Source organism: Clostridiales bacterium (genome assembly GCA_018333995.1).
GTDB lineage: Bacteria > Actinomycetota > Coriobacteriia > Anaerosomatales > SLCP01 > JAGXSG01.
On record JAGXSG010000022.1, the window covers coordinates 39,670 to 52,397 of the forward strand.

14 protein-coding genes are annotated in these 12,728 nt (G+C 60.8%); all 14 read left to right on the forward strand.

The features are described 5' to 3' along the window. The first annotated feature begins 45 nt into the window (after positions 1–45). The 14 genes from KGZ40_06455 to dxr all read left to right on the forward strand — a co-directional run bounded on the left by KGZ40_06455 (position 46) and on the right by dxr (position 12,667). A complete protein-coding gene (locus KGZ40_06455) occupies positions 46–405 on the forward strand; it encodes a YraN family protein (GenBank protein MBS3957151.1) in 360 nt (119 codons plus the stop codon). Further along, positions 315–1,895, forward strand: a complete 1,581-nt coding sequence (locus KGZ40_06460; protein MBS3957152.1) for a YifB family Mg chelatase-like AAA ATPase — start codon at positions 315–317, stop codon at positions 1,893–1,895. The genes KGZ40_06455 and KGZ40_06460 overlap by 91 nt, the downstream gene beginning before the upstream one ends. Further along, the gene (gene dprA, locus KGZ40_06465) at positions 1,892–2,755 is read left to right on the forward strand and encodes a DNA-processing protein DprA (GenBank protein ID MBS3957153.1); all 864 of its coding nucleotides are present in this window, start codon (positions 1,892–1,894) and stop codon (positions 2,753–2,755) included. The genes KGZ40_06460 and dprA overlap by 4 nt, the downstream gene beginning before the upstream one ends. A gap of 77 nt (positions 2,756–2,832) precedes the next feature. Beyond that, positions 2,833–4,194 (forward strand): methylenetetrahydrofolate--tRNA-(uracil(54)-C(5))-methyltransferase (FADH(2)-oxidizing) TrmFO, encoded by a 1,362-nt coding sequence (gene trmFO / locus KGZ40_06470; GenBank protein MBS3957154.1) that lies wholly within the window; start codon positions 2,833–2,835, stop codon positions 4,192–4,194. A 58-nt stretch (positions 4,195–4,252) separates the two neighbouring features. Next, entirely contained in the window at positions 4,253–5,107 is an 855-nt protein-coding gene (locus KGZ40_06475; protein MBS3957155.1) for a tyrosine recombinase, read from the forward strand. Positions 5,108–5,147: 40 nt separating this feature from the next. Further along, a complete protein-coding gene (gene whiG / locus KGZ40_06480) occupies positions 5,148–5,933 on the forward strand; it encodes an RNA polymerase sigma factor WhiG (GenBank protein MBS3957156.1) in 786 nt (261 codons plus the stop codon). 28 nt (positions 5,934–5,961) lie between these two features. Next, complete coding sequence (locus KGZ40_06485; GenBank protein ID MBS3957157.1) at positions 5,962–6,552, forward strand: response regulator; 591 nt, start codon at positions 5,962–5,964, stop codon at positions 6,550–6,552. Positions 6,553–6,714: 162 nt separating this feature from the next. Continuing rightward, positions 6,715–7,539 carry a 30S ribosomal protein S2 gene (gene rpsB, locus KGZ40_06490; protein ID MBS3957158.1) on the forward strand — a complete coding sequence of 275 codons (825 nt, stop codon included), beginning with the start codon at positions 6,715–6,717 and terminating at the stop codon, positions 7,537–7,539. A gap of 52 nt (positions 7,540–7,591) precedes the next feature. Further along, positions 7,592–8,491, forward strand: a complete 900-nt coding sequence (locus KGZ40_06495) for an elongation factor Ts (protein ID MBS3957159.1) — start codon at positions 7,592–7,594, stop codon at positions 8,489–8,491. Between the two features lie 129 nt (positions 8,492–8,620). Continuing rightward, a complete protein-coding gene (locus tag KGZ40_06500) occupies positions 8,621–9,343 on the forward strand; it encodes a UMP kinase (protein MBS3957160.1) in 723 nt (240 codons plus the stop codon). Further along, complete coding sequence (frr, locus tag KGZ40_06505; GenBank protein MBS3957161.1) at positions 9,343–9,900, forward strand: ribosome recycling factor; 558 nt, start codon at positions 9,343–9,345, stop codon at positions 9,898–9,900. Before KGZ40_06500 ends, frr begins: the two co-directional genes overlap by 1 nt. Before the next feature lie 112 nt (positions 9,901–10,012). Continuing rightward, positions 10,013–10,681: a di-trans,poly-cis-decaprenylcistransferase gene (gene uppS / locus KGZ40_06510; GenBank protein MBS3957162.1), complete on the forward strand. Its 669-nt coding sequence runs from the start codon at positions 10,013–10,015 to the stop codon at positions 10,679–10,681. Position 10,682: 1 nt separating this feature from the next. Further along, complete coding sequence (locus tag KGZ40_06515; GenBank protein MBS3957163.1) at positions 10,683–11,516, forward strand: phosphatidate cytidylyltransferase; 834 nt, start codon at positions 10,683–10,685, stop codon at positions 11,514–11,516. Beyond that, positions 11,516–12,667, forward strand: a complete 1,152-nt coding sequence (dxr, locus tag KGZ40_06520; protein ID MBS3957164.1) for a 1-deoxy-D-xylulose-5-phosphate reductoisomerase — start codon at positions 11,516–11,518, stop codon at positions 12,665–12,667. The genes KGZ40_06515 and dxr overlap by 1 nt, the downstream gene beginning before the upstream one ends. Positions 12,668–12,728 lie beyond the last annotated feature (61 nt).

Here is a 12,728-nt window from a genome sequence, read left to right on the forward strand (position 1 = left end):
ACCCGTGTGCCACCATGTGTCCGCCTGCGGTGAGAGGAGGATTCCATGGATCGTAATGAAATGGCTCGAAGGGGTGAGGACGCGGCGGCAGCGTACCTCGAACGGACCGGAATGACTGTTGTGGAGCGGAACTGGCGGTGTACGTCAGGTGAGGCCGACATCATCGGACTTGACGCTGATGAGCTCGTAATAGTCGAGGTCAAGACGCGGCGGAGCCTAAATGCGGGAACCGCCGAAGAGGCGGTCTCCGAAAACAAGCAGCGACGTCTTGCGCGCGTTGCGCGCCATTATGTTGCGAAAGCCGGGCTCGACACATGCCCAGTCCGATTCGACGTGATCGCGATCTACCCGATCGCCGAGGATCGCGCGGTGCTCAGGCATCATCGCGCCGCGTTCACGCTGTGAAGGCGTCACTGACCGGACAAGCGTGTGTCGGAACCTCCACACTCGTTGGCACGCAAGCGGTACCCGTGGAGGTTCAGATCGACGTCGCGTGCGGACTGCCCGCGTTTACCATCGTCGGTCTCGGAGATGCGGCGGTACTTGAAGCGAGAGAGCGTGTCCGGGCGGCTATCCGGGCCAGCGGCTATACCTTTCCCAACGCGCGAGTGGTCGTCAACCTCGCCCCCGGGCCGCTCCGCAAGCATGGGACTGGATTCGACTTGCCTATCGCACTCGCGCTTCTCGTCGCTACCGGCCAGATTCCCGCTGAGTTGATGGAACAACACCGGGCCGTCGGAGAGGTGGCGCTCGACGGAAGTGTGCGGTGCGTTCCCGGAATGCTCGCTCACGGACTGGCTTCCGTTGCTGATGGACACGCTCTTTTCGGTCCGTGCCAGGCGGCTGACGCGCTCAGAACCCTCGGGGGATTGCGCTACCGGCCTCTTGAGTCACTGCGCTCAATACTCGGCGACCGGACTGAGAAAGCGCCCCAAAATCGTCACAAACCCGCGTTTCCTGAGCCTGACCTCAGCGACGTGGCCGGGCACACCCTTGCCAAGCGCGCGTTGGAAATCGCGGCTGCCGGTGGGCACAACCTGTTGCTCAGTGGCCCGCCGGGTTCCGGCAAGACGATGCTTGCCCGGCGTCTTCCCGGCATTCTCCCGCCGCTCGATGACGAGGAGCGAGTTGAATCAGCCGTTGTCCATTCGGTTGCCGGACTCGACGAACTGCCGATCCTCTCTGGCAGTCGACCGTTCAGAGCGCCCCATCACAGCGCTTCGATCGCGGGACTGGTTGGGGGTGGGGCACCCCCTCGACCTGGCGAGGTGAGTCTTGCCCACAATGGTGTGCTCTTCCTCGACGAGCTGCCGGAGTTTGGTCCTTCGTCCCTGCAGACGTTGCGTCAGCCGATGGAAGACGGCCGGATCGTTCTCGTTCGCGCTGAGGGCAGAGTGAGCTTTCCCGCACGCTTCTCTCTCGTGGGTGCGGCAAATCCGTGTCCGTGCGGTTATCTGGGCGATCCCGTACGACACTGCACGTGCACGCATGCGGTTGTCACCCGGTATCGCAATCGGGTCGGCGGTCCGCTCATGGACCGGATCGATCTTGCCCTCGACGTTGAGCGCATCGAGCCTGAGTTGATTGTCCGGATGGCTACCGGAGAGGACAGCTCGAGTGTTGCTGCGCGTGTCCGGCAGGCACTGGAGGTCGCTAGCGCACAAGGTCGTTCCCGCAACGCCGTGCTGAGCGGAGCTGCGTTGATCGACGCGTGCCGCATGAGTCCCGGGGTCGCCGATGTCGTCTCTATGCTTGCCAGATCGTGCCATCTGTCTGGCCGGGGAGTCACTCGACTGTTGCGTGTCGCTCGCACGATCGCCGATCTCGATCAAGCGAGCGCTGTACAGAAGCATCACGTTATCGAAGCGGTCAGCTACCGGAAGCAGGAATCGTGAAGGAGAAGGCCGGACAACAGTGGGAGATTGAACGAGGCGCGCCTGGATATCCTTCGGCACTTGAGGACCTGTCCGATCCCCCGGCGCGCCTCTACGGTTTCGGGAACCCTGCGCTCATGTCCACCGATTCCCTCGCCATCGTTGGCGCCCGCCGAGCAACGCCGTACGGCCTTGCATGCACGCGTCTTTTCGCTGGCTGGTCTGCCTCCCGAGGAATCACCGTGGTCTCGGGTGCCGCCATTGGGTGTGACTGTGCGGCCCATGAAGCGGCGCTCGCGTCTAACGGCCCGACGGTCGCTGTCCTGCCATGCGGTGCGGACGTCAATTACCCTCCGTCAGCATATGGCTTGCTCTCGTTGTTGAGAGTCCATGCGGTGGTGGTCTCGGAGTTCCCGTGGAATGCGCCACCAGCTCGTTGGACCTTCGTCAAACGCAACCGCTTGATCGCGGCTCTGGGTCGAGCACTCCTTGTAACCGAGGCTGGCCTGCCAAGTGGAACATTTACCACCGCCGACTTTGCGCTAGAGCTTGGAAGGGATGTCTTCGCCGTACCAGGATCGATTCTTTCGCCAGAGTCGCGCGGGTCAAATCGACTGATCAGCCAGGGCGCGCAGCCGATGACCGACGTGTCTGAGTTAGCGGGGGCGCTCGGTCGCGAAACCATACCGGAGACCTTTGCGGCGGTCAGCGGCAACCAGATCCTCTCTGCGCTGAGAGCCACTCCGATGCGGCCAGACGATATCGCTCGCGAGTGCGTGATGGACATCATCGAGGTTGTTCACGCGATTACCCTCCTGGAACTCAAAGGCTCGATCAAGCGTTACCCCGACGGACGTTACGGGGCAGTGAAGGTGACGTGAAAATCCGGCCGTCGGCGAGTGTAGGGGCGGTACAATCAAGGTGAGCCTGTTCAACGACACTCAATGGAGGGCATTTGATGGGGTCGGCCGAGAGAGTTACCGTGATCGGCGGCGGTCTTGCCGGTACCGAGGCCGCGCTCCAGCTAGCCGATCACGACTTCCGCGTCCGCCTTTACGAGATGCGGCCCCACGTCTCCGGACCGGCGCACTGCACCGATGCCCTCGCTGAGCTTGTGTGCTCAAACTCTTTCAAGGGTACCTGCCCAGCGACCGCCAGTGGCGCGCTAAAATCAGAACTTACCTCCCTCGGTTCCCACCTGATGAGAGCCGCCGAGCAAACACGCGTGCCAGCAGGTGCCGCACTCGCAGTCGACCGTCAGCGCTTCTCGCGCCTCCTCACTGAGATGGTCTCGGATCATCCTTCGATAGAACTCATCCGGGAAGAGGTGACAACTATTCCAACGAACGGCCCTGTCATCGTAGCTACCGGCCCGCTCACTTCACCCGCGCTCGAGACAGTGCTTGGCGACTTGATCGGAAGAGAGCGTCTTGCGTTCTATGACGCCGCCGCCCCCATCGTCGATGGTGAGTCGATCGATCGTGAACGTGTCTTCGCCGCTTCTCGCTACGGAAAGGGCGGCGGGGCCGATTACCTCAACTGCCCCATGAACCGCGATGAGTACGAGCGCTTCATATCCGAGCTCGTCTCCGCAAAGCAGGTCGTGAAGAAAAAGTTCGAGACCGCTGATCTTTTCCAGGCGTGTCAGCCGGTGGAGGAGGTTGCTCGCCGAGGAGTGGACGCGCTTCGATTCGGCCCGCTAAAACCGGTCGGCCTCATCGACCCCGTTAGCGGCATGCGCCCATGGGCCGTTGTCCAGCTGCGCCCCGAGAACACCGCGGGCACCGCGTACAACATCGTCGGGTTTCAGACAAACCTCACCTTCCCCGAGCAGCGCAGCATCTTCTCGCGCATTCCCGGGCTCGGGCGAGCCGAGTTCCTCCGTTTTGGGGTGATGCACCGCAACACGTTCGTTGACGCGCCGCGCCTCCTTACCAAGACCCTCGCGTTACGCGCCGAGCCACGCATACGACTCGCTGGCCAGATTACTGGTACTGAGGGCTATCTCGAAGCCGCCGCGAGCGGCCTGATCGCCGCACTCAATATCACGGCCGAGCGCGACGGTCACCCGCCAGTAGTACTCCCAGCAACCACTGCGCTTGGCGCACTTCTCGAGTACGCTACGAATGAGGACACCGCACCCTACCAGCCCATGCACGTCAACTGGGGCCTCGTGCCACCTCTCGATCCGCCGGTCAGAGGCAAGCGTGAGCGCTACGCCATGTACGGGAAGCGAGCCCGCGACGATTTCGACCTGTGGCGCGCTGGGCATTCACTCTTTGAAACCGCCGCTATTGCCCCTGGAGAACAGAGTGCATGATCCAGACCGATCAGCCGATGGGAACTTGGGTGCACACGCGGCAACGGATCGCTTTCTTATGCACCTCTCCCACGAGCGGGGCCTCTCGCCCAATACGGTTCGTGCCTACGCAGGTGACCTGCGCGCGTTCCTTGAGTGGGCTGACCGGTGCGAGCTAGCCGTATTTGATCTGTCTCACCGCGACGTTCGCCGGTTTCTCGGCGAGCTCGATTCCGCTGGCTACGCCCGTAAAACGATCGCGCGGCGGTTTTCGGCCGTCCGGGCCTACTACTCTTACCTGGCAAGCGCCGGTGTAATCGACGCAGACCCCACGCAGGCGGTGCACACTCCGCGAATCACCAGAAAGATGCCGTCAATCGCAGCCCAACACGAACTCCGCCTGCTGCTTGACGCACCCGATCCCGCCACGCCAGCTGGCCTGAGAGATCGAGCTATCCTAGAGACCCTCTATGCAACCGGGGTGCGTGCAGCGGAGCTTTGCGGCTTGACACTCAATACACTCGACGTGGTTGCGGGTTTGATGACCGTGCATGGTAAGGGCGGACGTGACCGCATCGTGCCTCTACATCGCTTTGCGATACGTCGGCTCAGCGCCTATCTTAACGAGGGGCGCCCCTTCCTAATCCGGCAAGCCACAGATGCAGTATTTCTCTCAACGCGTGGAAATCCCATCACTCCAGATGCGCTTCGACGGGTTCTCAAGCGCCACCTTATGACCGCCGGAGTGACGGCGGGCCACACGCCGCACACTCTGCGGCACTCCTTCGCAACACATTTGCTCGAAGGGGGGGCTGACTTGCGCACGGTTCAGGAACTGCTCGGTCACGTTGCGCTGACCACCACGCAGTTCTATACTCACGTGAGCACGAAGCGAGTACAGGACGTGCACAGACGTGCACATCCCCGCGCCTAGGGGCCGCGTGCGTGCCGGCGCGAGCGAGGGGCATGGCTACATGAAGAGCGACCCACGGACGGACGCATCCGCCCTCTGGGCCAAATACAAGGAGACCGGTGACGCGGACGCGCGCGAGCACTTGATCCTCAACTACTCACCCCTCGTTAAGTATGTCGCGGGCCGTGTATCCACAAGCCTCCCGCAAACGGTTGATACCGCCGACCTCGTGAGCTACGGGCTGTTCGGGCTGATCGACGCTATTGAGAAGTTCGATCTCGATCGCAACATCAAGTTCGAGACGTACGCTATCGCACGAATCAAGGGTGCGATCATCGACGAGCTCCGCTCGATGGACTGGGTGCCGCGCTCGGTCCGTTCACGCGCGCGAGAGATCGAAAATGCATACATCGTCTTGGAGAACCGTCTGCGCAGGGCGCCAACCGATCCTGAAATCGCCGAGGAGATCGGCGTGTCGACGGGTGATCTGAGGGATATCCTCTCGAAGCTTTCGTACACCTCGGTGGTATCTTTCGAAGAGTTGTGGATAGGAGGCGCAGACAGGGAAGACCGCGGTGACGGCGCATCTTCGATACCTGACCACAACGCCGATGATCCCGTCGCCTCCTTCGAGAGCGCAGAGGTGCGTGAAATCCTCACGGGGGCCATCGAACGCCTCCCGGAGCGTGAGCGCATCGTGATCGCGCTCTACTACTACGAGGGACTCACCCTCAAAGAGATCGGACGCGTGTTGGGGGTCACAGAATCGCGTGTGAGCCAACTCCACACCAAAGCCGTCCTCCGGCTGCGAGCAAGACTTCACTCGGCCCAAGTGTACGTCGACTGACACAGACAAGACGCGAAGGGACGAACACATGAATCAGCCGCGGATACTCGTGGTCGAAGACACCCGGCTACTTCGCAAGATCTACACCGAGAAGCTTACCGATGAGGGCTATCAGGTGTTTTCGGCGGGAGATGGAGCGGAAGCCCTCGAAATCATGCGTCGCGAGATCATCGACCTCGTGTTGCTCGACCTCATCATGCCCAAGATGAGTGGCCTTGAGGTACTCCAAACGATGCACGGCGACCCGCGCCTCAGTCAGATTCCAGTGCTTATCTTGTCCAACTTAGGACAGCAATCCGACATCGAGCGCGGCATCGAGATGGGCGCCATCGACTACCTCATCAAGAATGAAGCCAAACCCATTGAGGTTGCCGAGAAGATCCGGGCCACTCTCGAGTTCATGGCGGGTCGACACTCTCCGGTCGAAACCTTTCGCCTGATGGTCAAAGATCGCGAGTGCGACGCTGAACGTTTCATCCAACATGCGCGATTGCCTCGGCGACTCTGGTGCCCCGCGTGCGAAGTCGAACTCGTTATCGAGCTCGTTTCCCAGCCGGACAGGCTCGGCTGGTACGACGCCCACGTGGTCTGCCCAATGTGCGCGAAGGCGTTTGGGTAGCGCTTCTGTCATTCACTTGCCGATGTGTTACGATACTCCGGCTTTTATCACACACACCCGCCGACTCCGGAGGTTCGGTGACTTGCTGTCGCTGACAGCAAGTAGACCTGCCGGGGAACGACAGCGGGTGGAGGACGAACCAGAATCGAAGGAGGTACCATCATGCCTGTCGTCTCGATGAGGAGTCTTCTCGAGGCCGGTGTCCACTTCGGACACCAGACCCGCCGCTGGAACCCGAAGATGCAACCGTATATCTTCACCGAACGTAGCGGGATATACATCTTCGACTTGCAGCGCACGCTCCGTGAACTCGACACCGCTTACCGGTTCACCCGTGACGTCGCGGCCAGGGGAGGTCACATCCTCTTCGTAGGCACCAAAAAGCAAGCGCAAGAGCCGATTCAATCCGAGGCCGAGCGCTCTGGCAATCCGTACGTGAACCAGCGCTGGCTGGGTGGGATGCTCACCAACTTTGTCACCATGCGCACACGTGTCGACCGCCTCGTCGAACTCGAGACCATGATCGAGAACGGCACCATGAACGCTCTTCCCAAGAAGGAACAAATCCTGCTCGGCAAGGAGCGCGACAAGCTCGATCGGAACCTTTCGGGTATCCGTGAGATGAAAACGTTGCCATCCGCGATGTTCTTGGTGGACACCAAGCGTGAAGCCATCGCCGTTGCCGAGGCGCGCCGACTGAACATTCCGATCATCGGACTGGTCGACACTAACGCTGACCCTGACGAAGTCGACTTTGTCATCCCAGCCAACGACGACGCGATCCGTTCTGTCGCCTTGATGTGCCGCGTCATCGCTGATGCTTCCATCGAGGGACGCGCGGCGCTTGAAGGCCCGTCTGTCGAAGCTGCCGCGACCGCTCCAGCTTCCAAGGCCGTTGCCGCGTCCGTCCCGGAGTCCGCTGAAGAGCCCCCCTCAGAGGTGATTGAGACTGCGGAGGCCGCCGAGACAACTGAGGCGGTCGAGTAAACAGCACACCTCGGAGTACAAGACCCAACTAGCCGTAATGGGAGATGCGTCAATGGAGATCACTGCCAAGATGGTTAAGGACCTGCGCGAGTGCACTGGCGCGGGCATGATGGAGTGCAAGAAGGCCCTCACAGAATCCCAAGGGGATATGGATGCCGCTGTTGATATTTTGCGCACCAAGGGCCTAGCGGCGCTGGCAAAGAAGGCGGGCCGCGCCACCAACGAAGGAGTCATCGGCGGGTATGTAAGTGATGACGGGCGCACAGGCGCGCTCGTTGAGCTGAACTGCGAGACCGACTTCGTCGCCCGCAACGCCGATTTCAAGACCTTTGTCACCGAAATCGCGACGCATGTTGCGGGTGCGGCCCCGTCGGACATCTCGGAACTGATGGCGCAGACCTTCACCGACCGAGACATGACGTTTGAGGCCGTGCTCGGCGAGAGTGTCGGACGAATCGGCGAGAACATCCAAGTTCCTCGCTTTGAGCGCTACGAACTTGGTTCGGATGCGGGCGCTATCACGATCTACATCCACGGTGTAGGAAACATCGGAGTGATGACCGAGATTGCCGCCACAAGCGACGAAGCCGCGACCTCCACCGTCTTCGCGGCGTTCGCCCGCGACATCGCGATGCAGATCGCGGCCACGTCACCGATCGCCGTGCATCGTGACGACATGCCCTCCAGCATCGTTGAGCATGAGATGGACATATACAAAGCACAGGCAGCCGAGAGCGGCAAACCTGAAGCCATTCAGGAGAAGATCGCTCGCGGCCGTCTCGACAAGTTCTACAAGGAAGTCTGTCTTCTCGAGCAGGATTTTGTGAAGGATCCGGACTCCAGCGTTTCCGCGTATACGGATCGCGTCGCAAAGGAACTGGGGACCGGAATCGAAATCGTCCGGTTCACGCGTTTCGTGCTCGGAGAGACCGCGGAATCCTCGGATCAGTGACGCAAGGCCGGCCTCTGAAGTCAGAGGCCGCTAGCACACGGGCCGGTGCGCGAGCACCGGCCCGTGTGCTGTATGCTGTCACAGTGCGAATGTAGCAAGAACGGACCAGATGAGAGGGAAGGATGCGGCGTGGAGCAGTTCCGCTTTCGAAGGGTGTTGCTAAAGCTATCAGGTGAAGCGCTCATGGGCGATGCGGCCAACGGCATCGATCCAGCGGTGCTCGAGATGCTGTCCTCTCAGATCAAGCCAGTCGTCGACGCGGGCGTCCAAGTTGCTGTCGTCGTCGGCGGCGGCAACATCTTCAGAGGGCTCGCCGCCGCCTCATCGGGAATGGACCGTGCTCAAGCGGATTACATGGGCATGCTCGCTACCATGATGAACTCTCTCGCGCTACAGGATTCGCTTGAGCGAAGTGGCGTGTTCACACGGGTGATGAGCGCCATTGAGATGCAGGCTATCGCTGAACCCTACATCCGCAGACGTGCCATACGGCACATCGAAAAGGGCCGCGTCGTCATTTTCGCCGCTGGAACTGGCAATCCGTACTTCACCACCGACACCGCCGCCGCACTGAGGGCGCTCGAGATCGGTGCGGAGTGCATCATGAAGGCAACCAAAGTCGATGGCGTCTACGACACCGACCCAAAGACCAACCCCAACGCCGTGAGGTTCGAAGAGCTCACCTACATCGAAGTTCTCAACCGTGGAATCCAGGTGATGGACTCCACTGCGATCTCACTTTGCATGGACAACAATCTTCCGATACTTGTGTTCAACATCGAGACGGAAGGAAACATCCGGCGTGCGCTCATGGGTGAGAAAGTCGGGACCACAGTGAGAGGAGAGAGCTGATGACCGCAGCGACGATCAAAGATGCGTCGGAACACATGGACAAAACGCTCGCTTCGCTGGCGCATGAGTTTGCAGCTGTGCGAACAGGTCGAGCATCTGGCGCGATCTTAGAGAAGGTGATGGTGGAGTACTACGGGGTAGCGACCCCACTCCTTCAGATTGCGTCAGTGAGCACCCCTGAACCGCAGCTCCTTGTCGTTCAACCGTACGACAAGACGGCGATGAACGCGATCGAGAAGGCGATACGCGGTTCCGATCTCGGGCTGAACCCCATGAACGACGGCCAGCTCATCAGAGTCCCATTCCCGCCGCTCACCGAAGAGCGCCGAAGGGAACTTGTCAAGATATGCCGTGGCTATACGGAGGAAGCGCGCGTCGCATGCCGCAACATTCGGCGTGAAGCTAATGAAAGAATAAAGAGGGCCGAGAAGGCGGGGGAGATCACCCAAGACGACCTGCACCGCGCCGAGGCCGAGATTCAGAAGATCACGGACAAGCACATCGCCGATATCGACGAAGCGCTCAAGCGCAAAGAAGCAGAGATCATGGAGGTCTAGTCCCGTGACTTCACGTGACGTCGTCGTTCCTTCCTTCTTCGCGAGCCCACCTGGTCCAGAGCTTTTCGCGCGCATTGACCGCGCACGTATTCCCGCACACATCGCTGTCATCATGGACGGCAACGGTAGATGGGCGGCCGCACGCGGTTTGCCTCGGGTCGCCGGCCACCGCGAGGGAGCTAAGGCGGTGCGCGAGCTAATCGCTGGCGCAATTGAGCTTGGTGTCAAGTCACTCACCATTTACTCGTTTTCATCCGAGAACTGGTCGCGTCCCAAAGACGAGGTGTCTGGACTGATGCTCCTCTTCGTCGAAGTGCTCGAACGCGAGCTTGCGAATCTGGAGAAGTTGCGAGTCCGGGTCCTCGTAGCTGGAGCGATCGACGAACTTCCAGATGAGACCGCTGATGCCTTCCGCAGAACCATCGAGCGTACCGCCCTCAACGATGTCCTCACTTTGGTAGTCGCTCTCAACTACGGTGGCCGTGAGGAAATCGCGAACGCTGTCCGGTCGATAGCGCGCGAGGTCAAAGCGGGAGACCTTGACCCGTCCGCGATCACGGAACACACGGTTGCCGAGCATCTATACGTTCCCGAAGTACCTGATCCAGACCTCGTCATCCGCACAAGCGGGGAAATGCGTGTGTCAAACTTCCTTCTGTGGCAGATCGCCTACGCCGAGTTTTACGTCACCAGCGTCCTTTGGCCGGATTTCGACCGGCATGAGCTCTTGCGCGCGATCCTTGATTTCCAGTCTCGCTCCCGCCGCTTCGGGGGTCGATGAGGTGGCCGATGCGACCTCTCGCCCCGCTTTGGGGCTGTCAAGCCTGCCCACTAGACTCACTACCGCGATCGCCTACGCCGCCGTCTTTTGCGCCGCGATCATCTGGGGCGGCCCGTTTGCGGTAGCCGTGCTTTGCGCGTTGTTGGCTGGTGGCGCCGCGCTCGAGCTTACCCGCATCATCCATGACCGCCGCGTCGGTTTGGGGAGTGATTTCCTTGCCGTGGCCTTCTGCGCGATAACACCGATCGCCGTCACCCTCTGGGGATCTTCCGCCTTGTCCGTGATTGCAGTCTTGGCATTGACGTCGATTGCGATTCGGCATTTAGTGCAAACGATCCCGCTTAGCGAATCGTCCGCAAGCCTGTTCGCGATCGTCTATCTGGGGTTGTCCATCGCTCACTTCCCGATGATTCGCGCACTCGAAGACGGACTGGCTCTATCACTCACCGTTCTCATCAGCGTCTGGGCCAACGACGTGTTCGCCTTCGTCGTCGGCTCGGTTTTTGGCCGGCACAAACTCGCCCCCAGCATCTCCCCAAACAAGTCATGGGAAGGTTTTGTGGCCGGAACGTGCGCGACGATAGCCGTGTGGGTGGCTGCCGCTTCGTTCGCCGATACCGGGCTTGACGCCGCGTGGAGTGTGGCCATGGGCCTCCTCATCGCATTAGTAGCCACTGGCGGAGACCTATTCGAGTCCCGTATCAAGCGTGAAGCAGGGGTGAAAGACTCCGGCAACGCTCTTCCCGGACACGGTGGCTTTCTTGACCGCATCGACAGCCTTGTGGCGGTTTCCTTCGTTGCCTACTACGCGCTTCTGTTCGCGGGTGCCAAGTGATGGGACGCATCCGTCTTGCGGTACTCGGATCAACCGGATCTATCGGACGCCAGACTCTCGAGGTGGCAGCCGCACATGCAGACCGTGTCGAGGTCGTCGCACTCGCCGCGCACTCCTCGGCGAAGCTTATCGTTGAACAAGCGGTGGCTCACGGCGTCAAGCGCATCGCCCTTGCCGATGAGCGCGCGGCGGACCGTGCGGCACAGCTGACGAGCGGCCTGGACGTGACAGTCGCCTCAGGCGCACCGGCGGTAGCCCACATCGCTGTGGCGTCCGATGCCGATGTCGTGGTGAACGCACTTGTGGGGGCGGTCGGTCTGCGCGCTACGGTGAATTCGCTCGAATCGGGCGCCACGCTTGGACTCGCGAACAAGGAGTCTTTAGTCGCGGGTGGCGACCTTGTGATGCGGTTAGCTCGTCCCGGACGCGTTATCCCTGTCGACTCGGAACACTCGGCCATTTTCCAGTGCCTTACTGGCGAAGACGCACGTGACGTGACGGCCCTTTGGCTCACGGCGAGCGGTGGACCGTTTCGCGGCCGTACCCGCGAGCAACTCATCAACGTCACTGCCGAGGATGCGCTGGCGCATCCCACCTGGCGCATGGGGCGAAAAATCTCCATAGACTCGGCCACGCTCATGAACAAGGGACTCGAGGCGATCGAGGCCCACCACTTGTTCGCCGTCGACTATGACCGCATCCGGATTGTGGTTCATCCGCAGTCTTGCATTCATTCGATGGTTGAGTACGCCGACGGTTCGGTGAAGGCGCACCTCGGTGCAACGGATATGCGCATCCCGATACAGTACGCTCTTTCACACCCGCGCAGATGGCACGCACCGGTAGAACCCGTCGACTTCGCACGTGCGGGATCACTCGATTTTGAGCCTCCGGACATCGAGACATTCCGGTGCCTAGCGCTCGCTTTCGAAGCGGGACGCGCAGGCGGCACGATGCCGGCGGTTCTCAACGCAGCCAACGAAGTCGCGGTAGCGGCGTTTCTTGGCGGAGCATGCGGATTCACCGCCATCGAAGCCGCGGTGGAACGTGTGATGGAGGCGCACAACGCAGAAACGATCGATTCGCTCGAACACATCGAAGCGGTCGACGCGTGGGCCAGGACACGAGCGGCAGACGTGTTACGGCTTTGAGCACGGAACGCGCGTCTCGAAACGATTCCGCTCACGTGTCGCAAGACGCCGCGAGCGAGAA

Excerpts from the sequence above, each read along its gene's own strand:
- KGZ40_06455 (MBS3957151.1), top strand. The coding sequence starts at position 46 with ATGGATCGTAATGAAATGGCTCGAAGGGGTGAGGACGCGGCGGCAGCG.
- KGZ40_06460 (MBS3957152.1), top strand. The coding sequence starts at position 315 with ATGCCCAGTCCGATTCGACGTGATCGCGATCTACCCGATCGCCGAGGA.
- trmFO (MBS3957154.1), top strand. The coding sequence starts at position 2,833 with ATGGGGTCGGCCGAGAGAGTTACCGTGATCGGCGGCGGTCTTGCCGGT.
- KGZ40_06475 (MBS3957155.1), top strand. The coding sequence starts at position 4,253 with ATGCACCTCTCCCACGAGCGGGGCCTCTCGCCCAATACGGTTCGTGCC.
- whiG (MBS3957156.1), top strand. The coding sequence starts at position 5,148 with ATGAAGAGCGACCCACGGACGGACGCATCCGCCCTCTGGGCCAAATAC.
- KGZ40_06485 (MBS3957157.1), top strand. The coding sequence starts at position 5,962 with ATGAATCAGCCGCGGATACTCGTGGTCGAAGACACCCGGCTACTTCGC.
- rpsB (MBS3957158.1), top strand. The coding sequence starts at position 6,715 with ATGCCTGTCGTCTCGATGAGGAGTCTTCTCGAGGCCGGTGTCCACTTC.
- KGZ40_06495 (MBS3957159.1), top strand. The coding sequence starts at position 7,592 with ATGGAGATCACTGCCAAGATGGTTAAGGACCTGCGCGAGTGCACTGGC.
- frr (MBS3957161.1), top strand. The coding sequence starts at position 9,343 with ATGACCGCAGCGACGATCAAAGATGCGTCGGAACACATGGACAAAACG.
- uppS (MBS3957162.1), top strand. The coding sequence starts at position 10,013 with ATGGACGGCAACGGTAGATGGGCGGCCGCACGCGGTTTGCCTCGGGTC.
- dxr (MBS3957164.1), top strand. The coding sequence starts at position 11,516 with ATGGGACGCATCCGTCTTGCGGTACTCGGATCAACCGGATCTATCGGA.